The 12,618-nt window shown below is 36.5% G+C and carries 17 protein-coding genes and 1 pseudogene; 4 read left to right on the forward strand and 14 right to left on the reverse strand.

Annotated features, from left to right (window positions below):
- Positions 1-66 precede the first annotated feature (66 nt).
- The 9 genes from rpmC to rplC form a co-directional block, all read right to left on the reverse strand.
- Positions 67-252 (reverse strand): 50S ribosomal protein L29, encoded by a 186-nt coding sequence (gene rpmC, locus VB798_RS06225; RefSeq protein WP_323257062.1) that lies wholly within the window; start codon positions 250-252, stop codon positions 67-69.
- Between the two features lie 94 nt (positions 253-346).
- Entirely contained in the window at positions 347-772 is a 426-nt protein-coding gene (gene rplP / locus VB798_RS06230; protein ID WP_184128559.1) for a 50S ribosomal protein L16, read from the reverse strand.
- 106 nt (positions 773-878) lie between these two features.
- Entirely contained in the window at positions 879-1,766 is an 888-nt protein-coding gene (gene rpsC, locus VB798_RS06235) for a 30S ribosomal protein S3 (RefSeq protein WP_323257064.1), read from the reverse strand.
- A 27-nt stretch (positions 1,767-1,793) separates the two neighbouring features.
- Positions 1,794-2,159, reverse strand: a complete 366-nt coding sequence (gene rplV, locus VB798_RS06240; RefSeq protein WP_184128552.1) for a 50S ribosomal protein L22 — start codon at positions 2,157-2,159, stop codon at positions 1,794-1,796.
- 74 nt (positions 2,160-2,233) lie between these two features.
- Complete coding sequence (gene rpsS, locus VB798_RS06245; protein WP_184128536.1) at positions 2,234-2,512, reverse strand: 30S ribosomal protein S19; 279 nt, start codon at positions 2,510-2,512, stop codon at positions 2,234-2,236.
- Positions 2,513-2,516: 4 nt separating this feature from the next.
- Positions 2,517-3,344: a 50S ribosomal protein L2 gene (gene rplB, locus VB798_RS06250; RefSeq protein ID WP_323257066.1), complete on the reverse strand. Its 828-nt coding sequence runs from the start codon at positions 3,342-3,344 to the stop codon at positions 2,517-2,519.
- 119 nt (positions 3,345-3,463) lie between these two features.
- A complete protein-coding gene (rplW, locus tag VB798_RS06255; RefSeq protein WP_323257068.1) occupies positions 3,464-3,751 on the reverse strand; it encodes a 50S ribosomal protein L23 in 288 nt (95 codons plus the stop codon).
- Positions 3,752-3,805: 54 nt separating this feature from the next.
- On the reverse strand, positions 3,806-4,435 hold the full coding sequence (gene rplD / locus VB798_RS06260) for a 50S ribosomal protein L4 (RefSeq protein WP_323257071.1): 630 nt from the start codon (positions 4,433-4,435) through the stop codon (positions 3,806-3,808).
- A 103-nt stretch (positions 4,436-4,538) separates the two neighbouring features.
- The gene (rplC, locus tag VB798_RS06265) at positions 4,539-5,156 is read right to left on the reverse strand and encodes a 50S ribosomal protein L3 (protein WP_323257074.1); all 618 of its coding nucleotides are present in this window, start codon (positions 5,154-5,156) and stop codon (positions 4,539-4,541) included.
- Between the two features lie 655 nt (positions 5,157-5,811).
- On the opposite strand from rplC, the gene VB798_RS06270 reads away from it, so the two are divergent.
- Positions 5,812-6,561 (forward strand): glycosyltransferase family 2 protein, encoded by a 750-nt coding sequence (locus tag VB798_RS06270; protein ID WP_323257076.1) that lies wholly within the window; start codon positions 5,812-5,814, stop codon positions 6,559-6,561.
- A gap of 20 nt (positions 6,562-6,581) precedes the next feature.
- On the opposite strand, the pseudogene VB798_RS06275 reads toward VB798_RS06270, so the two are convergent.
- Positions 6,582-6,797, reverse strand: a pseudogene (locus VB798_RS06275) (YciI family protein); the annotation flags it as partial.
- 260 nt (positions 6,798-7,057) lie between these two features.
- On the opposite strand from VB798_RS06275, the gene VB798_RS06280 reads away from it, so the two are divergent.
- The gene (locus tag VB798_RS06280) at positions 7,058-7,630 is read left to right on the forward strand and encodes a Crp/Fnr family transcriptional regulator (RefSeq protein ID WP_323257080.1); all 573 of its coding nucleotides are present in this window, start codon (positions 7,058-7,060) and stop codon (positions 7,628-7,630) included.
- 37 nt (positions 7,631-7,667) lie between these two features.
- Here the strand turns inward: VB798_RS06280 and rocD are convergent, their stop codons facing one another.
- Together rocD and VB798_RS06290 are read right to left on the reverse strand one after the other, a co-directional pair.
- Positions 7,668-8,915, reverse strand: coding sequence for an ornithine--oxo-acid transaminase (gene rocD, locus VB798_RS06285; protein WP_323257083.1), 1,248 nt, complete (start codon positions 8,913-8,915; stop codon positions 7,668-7,670).
- Positions 8,916-9,099: 184 nt separating this feature from the next.
- Positions 9,100-9,273: a hypothetical protein gene (locus VB798_RS06290; protein ID WP_323257084.1), complete on the reverse strand. Its 174-nt coding sequence runs from the start codon at positions 9,271-9,273 to the stop codon at positions 9,100-9,102.
- Between the two features lie 92 nt (positions 9,274-9,365).
- Here VB798_RS06290 and VB798_RS06295 point away from each other — a divergent pair, with 92 nt between their 5' ends.
- Entirely contained in the window at positions 9,366-9,545 is a 180-nt protein-coding gene (locus VB798_RS06295) for a DUF5522 domain-containing protein (RefSeq protein WP_323257086.1), read from the forward strand.
- Positions 9,546-9,593: 48 nt separating this feature from the next.
- On the opposite strand, the gene VB798_RS06300 is transcribed toward VB798_RS06295, so the two are convergent.
- Together VB798_RS06300 and VB798_RS06305 are read right to left on the reverse strand one after the other, a co-directional pair.
- Positions 9,594-10,676, reverse strand: coding sequence for a hypothetical protein (locus tag VB798_RS06300; RefSeq protein WP_323257088.1), 1,083 nt, complete (start codon positions 10,674-10,676; stop codon positions 9,594-9,596).
- Between the two features lie 85 nt (positions 10,677-10,761).
- Positions 10,762-11,901: a helix-turn-helix domain-containing protein gene (locus tag VB798_RS06305; protein WP_323257090.1), complete on the reverse strand. Its 1,140-nt coding sequence runs from the start codon at positions 11,899-11,901 to the stop codon at positions 10,762-10,764.
- 178 nt (positions 11,902-12,079) lie between these two features.
- On the opposite strand from VB798_RS06305, the gene VB798_RS06310 reads away from it, so the two are divergent.
- Complete coding sequence (locus VB798_RS06310) at positions 12,080-12,592, forward strand: GNAT family N-acetyltransferase (RefSeq protein ID WP_323257092.1); 513 nt, start codon at positions 12,080-12,082, stop codon at positions 12,590-12,592.
- The last annotated feature ends 26 nt before the right edge of the window (positions 12,593-12,618 follow it).

The following is a 12,618-nucleotide window of genomic DNA, read 5'->3' on the forward strand; positions in this document are numbered from 1 at the left end:
GTTACACGATTGACCTCAAGCGTTATGTTGATGAGGTCTGTTATAATTACTTTTCAGTAATTCGATTTATTTCGCTGCTGAGATAGCAGTTTCCAATCGAGCGATAACTTTACGAGCCTCACGGATACGTAATGGATTTTCAATTGGAGAAATAGCGTGAGCAAACTTTAGGCGAGCTAAAGCCTCTTTTTCAGAGGCTAAAGTACTTACTAATTCTTCTGCGCTTAATTTTTTGATTTCTGCGTTTTTCATGACTTTGATTATGAAATATTATAATCTGAATACTAATTAATTGATTTGATAAACTTTGGAAAGCCATCAAATCATAACTAACCAAATTTTCAAATTATTGTGCTTCTTGATAATCTCTACGCACTACGAATGAAGTACGAAGTGGCAATTTTTGAGCTGCTAAACGAAGCGCTTCTTGTGCCAATTCTAAAGGTACACCAGCCGATTCAAACAAAATTGTTCCTGGCTTGATACGTGCCACCCAGTATTCTGGAGCACCCTTACCTTTACCCATACGTACCTCTGCTGGTTTCTTCGTAATAGGTTTGTCAGGGAATACACGAATCCAAACTTGACCTTCACGTTTCATGGCACGAGTTACTGAAATACGAGCCGCTTCAATCTGACGAGCAGTGATGCGTCCTGGTTCCAAAGCTTTGATAGCGAACGTACCGAAATCAAGTTCATGACCACGAGTAGCGTTTCCTTTAATCCTACCTTTTTGTTGCTTACGGAACTTGGTTCTTTTTGGTTGTAACATTTTCTTATTAAGTCTATGGGTCGGTGGTTTCAAGAATTAAGAAAATGAGTTGTTAAAAACACTCTTCTCTTATATTTACTACTGACCACTGACGAGAATTTACGAATTATCTCTTACCACCCGCTGGTTTGTTGCCACCGCCAGGACGATTTCCGCCAGGTTTGTTAGCTCCGCCACCACGGTTGTTATTGTTGTTATTACGACGTTGTGCATCGTCACGACCACCAGCACCGCCACGGTTGTCACGTCCACCACGACCTTTACGATCGCCATCTTCGCCACGTCCACCACGGTTATTACCTCCACGAGCATCCGCTCCACCAGCAGCTTGTTGAGCAGCCATTCCAGCATTTGGAGATAAATCACGCTTACCATAAACTTCACCACGGAAAATCCATACTTTGATACCGATTTTTCCGTAAACAGTTAATGCTTCAGAAATTGCATAATCAATATCAGCACGAAGTGTGTGCAAAGGAATACGACCTTCTTTGTATCCTTCAGAACGTGCCATTTCAGCACCTCCTAAACGACCTGAAAGTTTCAATTTGATACCTTGAGCACCTACACGCATTGCTGATGCGATAGCTTGCTTCATAGCACGACGGAATGAAATACGAGCTTCTAATTGTTGTGCGATAGCCTCACCAATTAATTTAGCATCAATCTCAGGACGTTTGATTTCAAAAATGTTGATTTGAACATCTTTGCCTGTGATTTTCTTTAATTCTTCCTTGATTTTATCAACTTCTTGACCACCTTTACCAATTACAACGCCCGGACGAGCAGTATTGATAGTCAAAGTAATTCGTTTTAAAGTACGCTCAATGATTACCTTAGAGATTGCACCCTTTGGAATACGTGCGGCAACATATTTACGAATCTTATCGTCTTCAACTAATTTATCGGCAAAACTCTTACCACCATACCAGTTAGAATCCCAACCTCTGACGATACCAAGTCTAAAACCAACGGGGTTTATTTTCTGTCCCATTTTTTGATATTTAGATTTTTTCTCTAATTATTCTGTGATTATTGTTGGTGCGGTTGCTGAAGCAACTACAAGTGTAATGTGGTTAGAACGTTTTAAGATTCTATGACCACGACCTTGTGGAGCTGGACGCAAACGCTTTAATGAGCTACCGCCATCTACTGTAACGGTTTTAACGTATAAGTCAGCATCTTCTAACTTTACATCCTCATTTTTATTTTGCCAGTTAGCGATAGCCGAGAGTAATAATTTCTCAACGTGTCTTGCGCCAACCTTAGGCTCGTATTTCAAAATACCGAGAGCCTTATTTACTTTCTGACCTCTAATCATGTCTACCACGATTCTCATTTTCTGAGGTGAAGTCGGAACATTATTTAACTTAGCTACTGCTTCCATTTTTTTGAATTATGAATTTTGAATTTTGAATTATGAATTGATATTAAGTAATCCATAACTCATTATTCATAATTTTAACGTTTGCCTTTATCTTTTTTTGCCGTGTGACCTCGGAAGTTGCGTGTTGGAGCAAATTCACCCAATTTATGACCTACCATATTCTCTGTCACAAATACTGGAATAAATTTGTTTCCATTATGCACTGCGAAAGTGTGCCCAACGAAATCAGGTGAAATCATCGAACGACGTGACCAAGTCTTAATAACTGACTTTTTTCCTGATTCGGTCATGACTTGCACCTTGTTGTCAAGGCGGTAGTCAATATAAGGTCCTTTTTTTAATGAACGTGCCATCTACCTATTTTTTCTTTCTACTGATGATTAGACGATTTGATTGTTTCTTCGGCGTACGAGTTTTCTTACCTTTCGCTAATAAACCTTTACGTGAACGAGGGTGACCTCCTGATGAGCGACCCTCACCACCACCCATTGGGTGATCGACTGGGTTCATCACTACACCACGAACTCTTGGACGGCGACCTAACCAACGATGACGACCTGCTTTACCCATTACGGTATTCATGTGATCACTGTTAGATACCGAACCTACTGTTGCTAAACATCTTGACAATACCATACGCATCTCACCTGAAGGCAATTTTAACGTAGCATATTTGCTATCACGAGCTAACAATTGTGCATAAGTACCTGCAGAACGAGCCATTTCAGCACCACCACCTGGACGAAGTTCAATTGCGTGAACAATTGTACCTGTTGGGATATTTGCTAATGGAATAGTGTTACCTACTTCTGGTGCTGCTGTAGCACTTGAGATTACTTTCTGTCCAACAACGATTCCTGCTGGAGCGATGATGTATGCTTTTTCGCCATCGACATATTCGATAAGAGCGATACGAGCTGTACGGTTTGGATCGTATTCAACTGTTAAAACTGTTGCTTCAACATCGAATTTGTTACGGAAGAAATCAACTAAACGATAACGACGTTTGTGACCCCCACCGATATAACGCATGGCACGGTGTCCATCTGCATTACGACCACCTGTTCTTTTTACTGGGGCTAACAAAGGCTTGTACGGCTTTGAGGCTGTTATTTCCTCGAAAGTCGCAGCAATCCTGTGGCGTGAGCCCGGGCTTGTTGGTTTTAATTTTCTAGTAGCTGCCATTTCTGTGCTTTGTTCAATTTATCGGGATGAACTCCCATAGTTAAGTAATTTGAAGATTTGATAACTTGAAGATGAAATCGAATTCCAAATTTTCAAATTAGCTTAATTCAAATTATAATTTAAATTCCGTCATAGAAATCGATTACTTCACCTTTAGCGATAGTAACGATTGCTTTTTTGAATGTCGAAGTAATACCAGAAGTAACTTTAGTTCTAGTACTTCTTGATTTCTTCTTACCAAATTGGCGAAGTGTGTTTACAGCCGTAACTTCAACACCGTACATTTTCTTGATTTCTTTAGCAATCTCGATTTTGTTAGTCTTGTTTGCTACTTCGAAAACGTACTGACCGCCTTTCTGTAAGTCCTGAGATTTCTCAGTAAGAATTGGTCTTTTGATAATGCTCATTTTCTTATTTTCGTTATTTATTATCCGTTATTGCTATTCGCAATTAACCAATAACTAATTACTAAAAGATGATTCGATTTTTGAAATTGCTCCTTCTACGATAAGCAATTTTGTTGCGTTAACTAAGTCATAAGTGTTAACTTGTCCTGTTGAAGCAATTTTCGTTTTTGGAAGATTACGACCTGACAAATAAACATTTTGATCTTCTTCTGGCAAGATTAACAATGTCTTAGTATCGTTTAAAGACAATGCGTTCAACAATGCTAAGTAAGATTTAGTTTTTGGAGCATCGAAAGAGAATCCTTCTAATACTGTTACTGAACCTGACTGTACTTTAGCTGCATAAGCTGATTGGCGAGCCAATGATTTCACTTTCTTGTTTACTTTGAAAGAGTAATCTCTTGGAACTGGACCAAAAATACGTCCACCACCTTTCATCAATGGAGATTTTGCTGAACCAGCACGAGCACCACCTGTACCTTTTTGTTTTTTAATCTTGCGAGTAGAGCGAGAAACTTCTGCTCTTGGTTTCGCTCTGTGAGTTCCTTGACGTTGGTTTGCCAAGAATTGCTTCACGTCTAACCAAACTACGTGTTCGTTTGGTTCGATGCCAAAGATTTCGTCAGAAAGAGTTACCTTTTTGCCTGTTTCTTTGCCTTGTATGTTTAAAACTGATAATTCCATTTGTCTAATTTGAAAATTTGAAAATTGAAAATTTGAAAATTGATAACTACTGATATTTCAAATCACTATAAAGAGTTGATTTATATCTTTCAAATTTTCAAATCTATTTTTCAAGAATAACGTAAGAGTTTTTCGCTCCTGGGATTGAACCCGACACTACGATTAGGTTTTTCTCTGCATAAACTTTCAATACTTGTAAGTTTTGAACTTTTACACGATTACCACCTGTACGACCTGCCATGCGAATACCTTTGAATACACGAGATGGGAATGAACAAGCTCCAATTGAACCTGGGTGACGACCTCTGTTGTGCTGACCGTGAGTTTGACCTCCAACCCCTGCAAAACCGTGGCGTTTAACAACCCCTTGGAAACCTTTACCTTTTGAAGTACCAATTGCATCTACGAAGTCACCTTCTACGAACAATTCTGCTGAGATAACTTCACCAAGTGAAAGCTCATTTTCGAAAGATCTAAACTCAACGAGTTTTTTCTTTGGAGTAGTTCCTGCTTTTTTGAAGTGACCTAAAAGAGGTTGCGTTGTGTGCTTCTCTTTTTTCTCGCCATAGCCTAATTGAATAGCGCTATAACCTTCTTTTTCTACTGTTTTTACTTGCGTTACTACACAAGGACCGGCTTCAATCAGCGTACAAGCGACAGCAGAACCGTCAGCGTTGTAGAGGCTGGTCATACCGATTTTCTTTCCGATAATTCCAGACATTTTATTAGAATAAAACGTTAAATAATTGATTGTAAATGAACGAGTTACGACAAAACCCCAACTGGGAACGTAAAACGGACTGCAAAGGTCGGGATTTAATTTGGTATAACAAAATCTATACTAATTAATTCACGAATAAAAATTTGCGACAGAATTGAAGTAAAGCTACAAGATGTGCACGTATGCAGACGAAGAGACGGAAAAGACCGTATTGCGTTGAAAAACGAAACGTTTCTTGTGTAGCTTAATATTTAAAATACAGACTGGGCATTCAGTTTTGCATTAAAATATCAGTTCTGACACTGTTGCAAGTAAACTTGCGGTAATTTGAATTAGGAGGTTTAGCGTTTTGCCTATTTCTGTATTTTTTTATTGAGTTCTGCCAACCCATATAAAAACAAAGAAAACGCTCTCTCTTAATTGGACTGCAAAATTAGAGGATTCTTTTTGAATTACAATGAGTTAAAGAAAAAATATTTAAATTATTTTACATTTTTTTTACAATCAAAATATGACTTTGTTGTATGTTCCCTTTTTGAATTTTTCTCCTCATTTCTTGTAGCTGATTTATCCTGAGAAAAGACTGAACATTTCGTTGATTTTTTTGACGAATAAAATTATCCCTATCTTTGTAATCTTAGCAAAATAGCCCTTTATGAAAATTTCTATCATTACTGTTTCCTTCAATAGCGCTGCCACTATTCGCCAAACCATTGAAAGTGTTTTAGCACAAGATTATCCAGCTCTTGAGTACATCGTGGTTGATGGTGCCTCAAAAGATGGTACGGTAGAAATTTTAAAGTCGTTTGGAGATAAAATAAGATTTATTTCAGAACCCGACAAAGGTATTTACGATGCCATGAATAAAGGCGTAAAAATGGCTACAGGAGAAGTAATTGGAACAATTGGTGGAGATGATTTTTATCCTAATAATCAAGTTATCAGTAATGTAGCAAAAACATTTCTTCAATACCAGACAGATGCGATATATGGTGACATCCAGTTTATTAATCCAGACGACATCTATACAATCGTTCGCTATTGGAGAGCAGGTGAGTATTCAAGAGAAAACTGGCTGAATGGCTGGATGCCTCCACATCCTTGTTTCTATATAAAAAAAGCTGCATTTGAAAAATATGGATATTTCGTAACTGATTTTACTTGTTCTGGTGACTATGAATTTATGCTAAGAATGCTTTACAAAAAGCATTTGACGGTTCAGTATTTACCCCTTACGCTTATGACGATGAGAAATGGAGGTACAAGTACTGCCTCTTTAAAACATCGCTACAGAGCTAACATGGAAGATAGAAGAGCTTGGAGAATTAATAATTTAAAGCCTCATTGGTACACTTTATGGATGAAGCCACTTTCTAAAATTGCACAATTATTTAAGAAAGGATAGGAAACTTCCTACCTTTCCATTTACACATTGGCTACTCTGAAAGGATGTACTTCTGTTTGTTGCCAAACGCCCATTGTATTGTAAGGGTCCTTATTGAACCAATCTTGAAATGCCGTTTCTGTTTCAAATTGAACAATCATGGTTGAACCTATCATTTGTCCTGATTCATTCAAGATTGCTCCACCTAACAAAAAATTTCCGTTCTCTTTCAATTTTCTGACACATTCCAAATGGTGTGGGCGGCTGTCATTCTACGATTTTGCGCTTCTTCATCTCTTCCGTCAAAAGCGTTAATTACATACTGCAACATTTTATTATGATTTATGATGTGACTTTATGAAAGTATTTATGTCAAAACAAATGATTGAATAAAACAAAGGTATTCCAGATGCCTATTACTCATCTGAATTTGTTTCAATTAATATTAAACAACTACATTTATTAAAAATTTGTTGTTTGATTCTTATCCAAAACAAAAATACACAACCGCATCAACATGAGAGATAATTTAATAGCCTTCGTGCGAAAGTACGTTGATTTTTCTGATGAAGATATTGACTTAGCTCAGCCCTATTTTACAGACATCATATTAAAAAAAGGAGAGTTTTGGGTTAAAGAAGGAGAGTATAATGCTGATGTTGCTTTTATCAATAAAGGCATGATACGTTCTTATTTTATCAAAGAAAAAGTTGACATTACCTTCGATCTTACCATTGAAAATCAAATTTTTTCAAACACTACTTCTTACTCTTTAGGATTACCAAGTTCTGAATACATTCAAGCGATTGAAGATTGTGATTTGTGCGTGATTACGAAAGTAAATTTGCATCTCTTATATTCTCAATCTCCAAAGTGGGAACGTTTAGGTAGAATAATTTATGAAAATTACACTGTTTTACAGGAAATGAGGGTTCGTTCTTTTATTTCTGAAACAGCCAAGGAGCGTTATGAAATATTATCAAAAACAAAACCTGAACTCATCAGGCGAACGCCACAAATTTACTTAGCAAATTATTTAGGCATTACACCGCAGTCATTAAGTAGATTAAGAAGAGAAATTACTCGATAAAAATAGGCTCACCGAAATTCGGCGAGCCTATTTTTTATTACTCCCAATTCAACACTACTTTTTCAATAATATCACAGGCTTCATTCATTTGTGCTTCTGTGATAACCAAAGGTGGAGCAAAACGAATTTTGTTTCCGTGCGTTGGTTTGGCTAATAATCCGTTTTCTTTAAAAGCGACGCATAAGTTCCATGCGGTCTCACTTTCTTCATCGGTATTGATTTCTATGGCATTTAATAAACCTTTTCCTCTGACCAATCTAATTAAATCTGAACGCTGGGCAATTAACTTTGTCATTCTCTCACGGAACAATTCTCCCATTTTCATGGCATTGTCGGCTAGGTTTTCATCTTTCACGACTGATAATGCTGCCATCGCAACGGCACAAGCTAATGGGTTTCCTCCATAAGTAGAACCGTGTTCGCCTGGTTTGATGGTAAGCATGATTTCATCTCTACAAAAAACTGCTGAAACGGGATAAGTACCGCCAGAGAGTGCTTTCCCTAAAATTAAAATATCTGGTTGAAAATCTTCATAATCGCAAGCTAAACGTTTTCCTGTACGAGCAATGCCTGTTTGTACTTCATCTGCAATGAATAATACATTTTTTGCACGACACATTTCGTAGGCTTTTTTCAAATAACCTTCGTCTGGCACTACTACTCCTGCTTCACCTTGAATCGGCTCAACCATAAAACCCGCTACATTGGGGTCTTTCAAAATCTCAGCTAAAGCGTCTAAGTCATTATAAGGAATTATTTCATAACCCGGCATAAGTGGGCCATAATCAGCATAGCTTGATGGGTCGGTTGACGAAGAAATCGCTGCCAAGGTTCTTCCCCAAAAATTGCCTGCTGCATAAACCGTTTTGGCTTGATTTTGTGGAATACCTTTTACTTTATAAGCCCATTTACGAGTAAGTTTCAGGGCGGTCTCCCCTCCTTCTACACCTGAGTTCATCATCAATACTTTGTCGTAACCGAAGTATTCACAAAGGAATTTTTCACAAATACCTAGCTGGTCACTGTAAAAAGCACGAGAAGTAAGTGTAAGTTTGTGTGCTTGTTCAACTAATGCTTGAACAATTTTCGGGTGACAATGTCCTTGATTTACGGCACTGTAAGCTGAAAGGAAATCGAAATATCTTTTATCTTCTACATCCCACACAAATACGCCTTCGCCTTTTTGAAGAACTACTGGCATTGGATGATAATTGTGTGCTCCGAAACGGTTTTCTAATTGCATGGCTTTTTCTGAAGCCGATGCGCTTGATATTTGTGCTGTCATTTTTGGAATTGTGATTGAGTGAATTGTGAATGAGTGATTTTAAAATCTCTATTCAGAATTAGTATTACTAGCCTAGTTTAACCAATAATTTGCTGTAGTGGCAACCCTTGCGGTTGCCTCGCATGAAACGGCAACTGCAAGAGTTGCCACTACAAATTACCCTTTAAAAACTGATAACGATTTTTCAATCATTCAATCCAGACAAACCAATCACGTACAGAATTAGTACAAATACAGAAAGAATACGATGAATTTTACAGAAGTGACCATACAATGAGCTTGTCGTAAACACACGGTTACTGATATGCTTGTTGAAGCCTATCGCTGAACGTTGGTATTTAGGATAAAAATCATTCATGTTTGAAGAGACGCTATTCTTTTTTTGAATACGCATAGTTCAAATTTACAAAGTATTGAACATTTTACAAAATTGAGGGTTGATTTAGTAGTATGAAGAAAACAAACGAACAAAACGATAATAATCGACAAGGATTAACAGCAGAAGACTTTTACTTAAATGAAAATGGCTTTATGGTTTTTACAGAAGCCTATCATTTAAAAAGAGGCTATTGTTGTAAAAATGGCTGTAAGCATTGTCCTTATGGCTTTAAAAAAGGAAATAGTGTCTAAAGATTTCTCTCTTAAACACTATTTCTTTTATTCAGGATACGATTACACTTATTTCAGTTTTTGCAATGTTATTTGAAGTGAGTCACTTCCCATCTTAGCCAACATCAGCATTTGTTGAGGGTCTTCTAATTGAATCAGTTTTGCAGTCAGTACTTCTATTTTTTCAGGACTTTGTTCAAACATTACTTTGATTTGCTTTTGAGCAATATCAAAATCGTAATGCCCTATTTTACGGCGATTACTTCGATTAAATTCTAATACACAAACATCTCCAATATCAAAATAGATTTTAGTAAGAGTAGAATCCTTGATACATGAATCGACATTAATTGCTTTGTTATTGACTTTAAGCGATTTTACATCATAAGAACCTATCAAAATCTCATTTTGTTTTGGGTCATTTTCAAGGCGATAAACAAAGAGTAAGGCAAGAACAATAACCGAAAATCTTACTATATTTTTGATAGGATTATTACTCACACTTAGGCTTGCGTCATCCTCATTTTTCTGAAAAAAGAAAAGCAGTAACTTATTCCATTCCAATAGCAAAAAGTATAAAACAGCCATCACCAGCACAACAGACTGCATCAATGCTCCGCCATTCATCTCATAAAAAACATTGATTAATAAAATATTGAGCATAACGGGCAACAGCACAAATAAACCCAATATCTGTGTTTTACGAAATAGGAACAGCAGAGAACCAACAATTTGCATACTTGCTACAATACAAGCAAAAGGATAGGAATGTCCAAAATAAAACCAAGTAAGCCACTCACCCGACTGTTGGCTCATCGGTATATCTGCAATATGCTGAGGAACTACAAATTGTTGCCCAAAGATTTTTTTCCATCCAAAACTCGCTACATTAAAAGCTAAAGCATAGCGAATGAAATCTAATATAAATTGCGACTTTTGAGGTAAATCTTCCTCTTTACTTTTGGTCTTAAAATACCAAACAATGGCGTAAATGATTGAAGCAAAAAAACATAGTCCTGCTAAACCAAATACCATTGCGGGACTAATCCAAATAGGACGTTTGTCTCTGCCAACCAGTAAAACGTCAGCCGATAAAGTAATGCCTAAGATAAAACAGGCAGCAAACTTCTGAAAAAATGATTTGAGTTGCATAAGTGAAATGAGTATTAAAAATTAGAATTTAGGGCAAAAAACAGGCTTTTGAACACCTAATTCTACTCAAATCACGATTTGACTATCATTCCTGAGATTTTTTTTGAAAGGCAGTTGGCGTCATTCCAGTTACTTGTTTGAATGAACGTTGAAAAGTAGGCAATGAATTAAAACCAGCATCGTAAGCGATACTCAGAATGGTTAAATGATTATTCAGTGGGTTTGATAATCTCTGCTTGGCTTCTTCTATTCTATATTCATTGATAAATTCGCCAAAGCCTTTATGGAGTATTTGATTACAAATGGCAGAAATAATTTTAGGATTTAATCCTGTGAGTTCTGATACTTTGGCAAGGTTTAACTCAGGATTCAAGTAATATTGTTCTTCTTCCATTACTTTTTTCAATTGTTCGATGGCTTCATTTACTTGTTTTTCTCCCAATAAATCAAGGATGGATTGGTTATTTTTTTGTTTGTCAATTCTTATAATGCTGATTCTATGAAAGCCCATAAAAGCTATCCAGTACATCACAAACGACAACCAACATTCAAGAGGCAGATAAAATAACGTATTGCTTTCTTGATGCAACAAAACACTTCCATAAATAGTAAAAGCCCAAACAATTAGCGTTCCTAAAAAAACATAAAGCAATAAAGTTAGCCATCTGTAGATAATTGCTTTCTCTTCCTTCACGTCATCCATCAACGAAATATCACCATACCAAAGCTGTAGAGTTTTGTATGATTGGAATAAAAACCAAGCAAAAACAACTATCATTAAATGGCGTTCTACATCAATGACACTTCTATAAATTGTGAATAACTGTGAACGTTTAGGTTCATCTGAAGCAGTAAAATGAATTAATAAAACAAAGCTTAAGTTAACCACCAAACAAAGTAATGCAGGAGAAAAGTAGAACCATTTAGGGCGACTGAGTGCTTCAACACCAATTGTATTGGCTGCAATATAAAGAAACAGCAGTGTACCTAAACAATAAATATGCACAAAGGGAATGTAGTTATCAATAAAGAAAAAGCTACTCGATTTCCCTAGTGTGAACATCAAAATCTCAAAACTATTGTAGGCAAAAATGAGGATAAGCCAAGCTAAAAAGTATTGTTTGATAGGATTATTCCGCTTTGAAAAGAACAAAATACCACTCAATACAATGGCTTGTAATAAACCTAAAAGTATAACAAAACTGATGATTGGAATATTGAGCATATTGTAAGATTAATCTTGTTTTGTAAAATTGGGATTATTATCCTCAAGAAATTATCCATTTGAATAATTTTATACATTTGCTAATTAATAGGGTTTGCTCAGAATAACCTAATATGTTAGCTTATTTGATTCCATTCCTCCGTTGATAAAAAAACAGAAATCCTTACGACTCATCAACATGAATAAAATACTAACAACCGAAAGACTCATCTTGCGTGAATACAATCTTGACGATACTCAATTTATCATTCAATTATTAAACAGCGAAGGTTGGTTAGCCTTTATTGGCGACAAAAACGTGCATACCGAAGAAGATGCAAAAGCCTACTTATTAAACGGCCCCATGAAAAGTTATGCTGAAAATGGCTACGGTTTAAGTTTGGTAGCGACCAAAGACGATTTGACTCCGATTGGTATGTGTGGATTGATTAAGAGAGACAATCTTGATTTCCCTGATATTGGCTTCGCTTTTTTACCTGAATATGTAGGAAAGGGCTATGCTTTTGAAATTGCTAGTGCCACGATTACTTACGCAAAAGATACACTAAAATTGCCCATCGTCTATGGCATTACGATGCCTGAAAATGCAAGTTCAAAAATGCTTTTAGAAAAAATTGGGCTTAGTTTAGAAGGATGGTATTCTTTCCCTAATCAAGAAAATAAGCTCCTGCTATTGAAGCTTACCTTTTAGTAATTCATGATTAACAAAAAATGGTG

Origin of the sequence: Arcicella lustrica, from assembly GCF_034930985.1 — a bacterium.
In the GTDB taxonomy this organism is placed as follows: Bacteria; Bacteroidota; Bacteroidia; order Cytophagales; family Spirosomataceae; genus Arcicella; species Arcicella lustrica.

Excerpts from the sequence above, each read along its gene's own strand:
- VB798_RS06280 (WP_323257080.1), top strand. The coding sequence starts at position 7,058 with ATGAGAGATAATTTAATAGCCTTCGTGCGAAAGTACGTTGATTTTTCT.
- VB798_RS06295 (WP_323257086.1), top strand. The coding sequence starts at position 9,366 with ATGAAGAAAACAAACGAACAAAACGATAATAATCGACAAGGATTAACA.
- VB798_RS06300 (WP_323257088.1), bottom strand. The coding sequence starts at position 10,676 with ATGCAACTCAAATCATTTTTTCAGAAGTTTGCTGCCTGTTTTATCTTA.
- VB798_RS06270 (WP_323257076.1), top strand. The coding sequence starts at position 5,812 with ATGAAAATTTCTATCATTACTGTTTCCTTCAATAGCGCTGCCACTATT.
- VB798_RS06290 (WP_323257084.1), bottom strand. The coding sequence starts at position 9,273 with ATGAATGATTTTTATCCTAAATACCAACGTTCAGCGATAGGCTTCAAC.
- rpsC (WP_323257064.1), bottom strand. The coding sequence starts at position 1,766 with ATGGGACAGAAAATAAACCCCGTTGGTTTTAGACTTGGTATCGTCAGA.
- rpmC (WP_323257062.1), bottom strand. The coding sequence starts at position 252 with ATGAAAAACGCAGAAATCAAAAAATTAAGCGCAGAAGAATTAGTAAGT.
- rplW (WP_323257068.1), bottom strand. The coding sequence starts at position 3,751 with ATGAGCATTATCAAAAGACCAATTCTTACTGAGAAATCTCAGGACTTA.
- VB798_RS06305 (WP_323257090.1), bottom strand. The coding sequence starts at position 11,901 with ATGCTCAATATTCCAATCATCAGTTTTGTTATACTTTTAGGTTTATTA.
- rplD (WP_323257071.1), bottom strand. The coding sequence starts at position 4,435 with ATGGAATTATCAGTTTTAAACATACAAGGCAAAGAAACAGGCAAAAAG.
- rplV (WP_184128552.1), bottom strand. The coding sequence starts at position 2,159 with ATGGAAGCAGTAGCTAAGTTAAATAATGTTCCGACTTCACCTCAGAAA.
- rpsS (WP_184128536.1), bottom strand. The coding sequence starts at position 2,512 with ATGGCACGTTCATTAAAAAAAGGACCTTATATTGACTACCGCCTTGAC.
- rplP (WP_184128559.1), bottom strand. The coding sequence starts at position 772 with ATGTTACAACCAAAAAGAACCAAGTTCCGTAAGCAACAAAAAGGTAGG.
- VB798_RS06310 (WP_323257092.1), top strand. The coding sequence starts at position 12,080 with ATGAATAAAATACTAACAACCGAAAGACTCATCTTGCGTGAATACAAT.
- rplC (WP_323257074.1), bottom strand. The coding sequence starts at position 5,156 with ATGTCTGGAATTATCGGAAAGAAAATCGGTATGACCAGCCTCTACAAC.
- rocD (WP_323257083.1), bottom strand. The coding sequence starts at position 8,915 with ATGACAGCACAAATATCAAGCGCATCGGCTTCAGAAAAAGCCATGCAA.
- rplB (WP_323257066.1), bottom strand. The coding sequence starts at position 3,344 with ATGGCAGCTACTAGAAAATTAAAACCAACAAGCCCGGGCTCACGCCAC.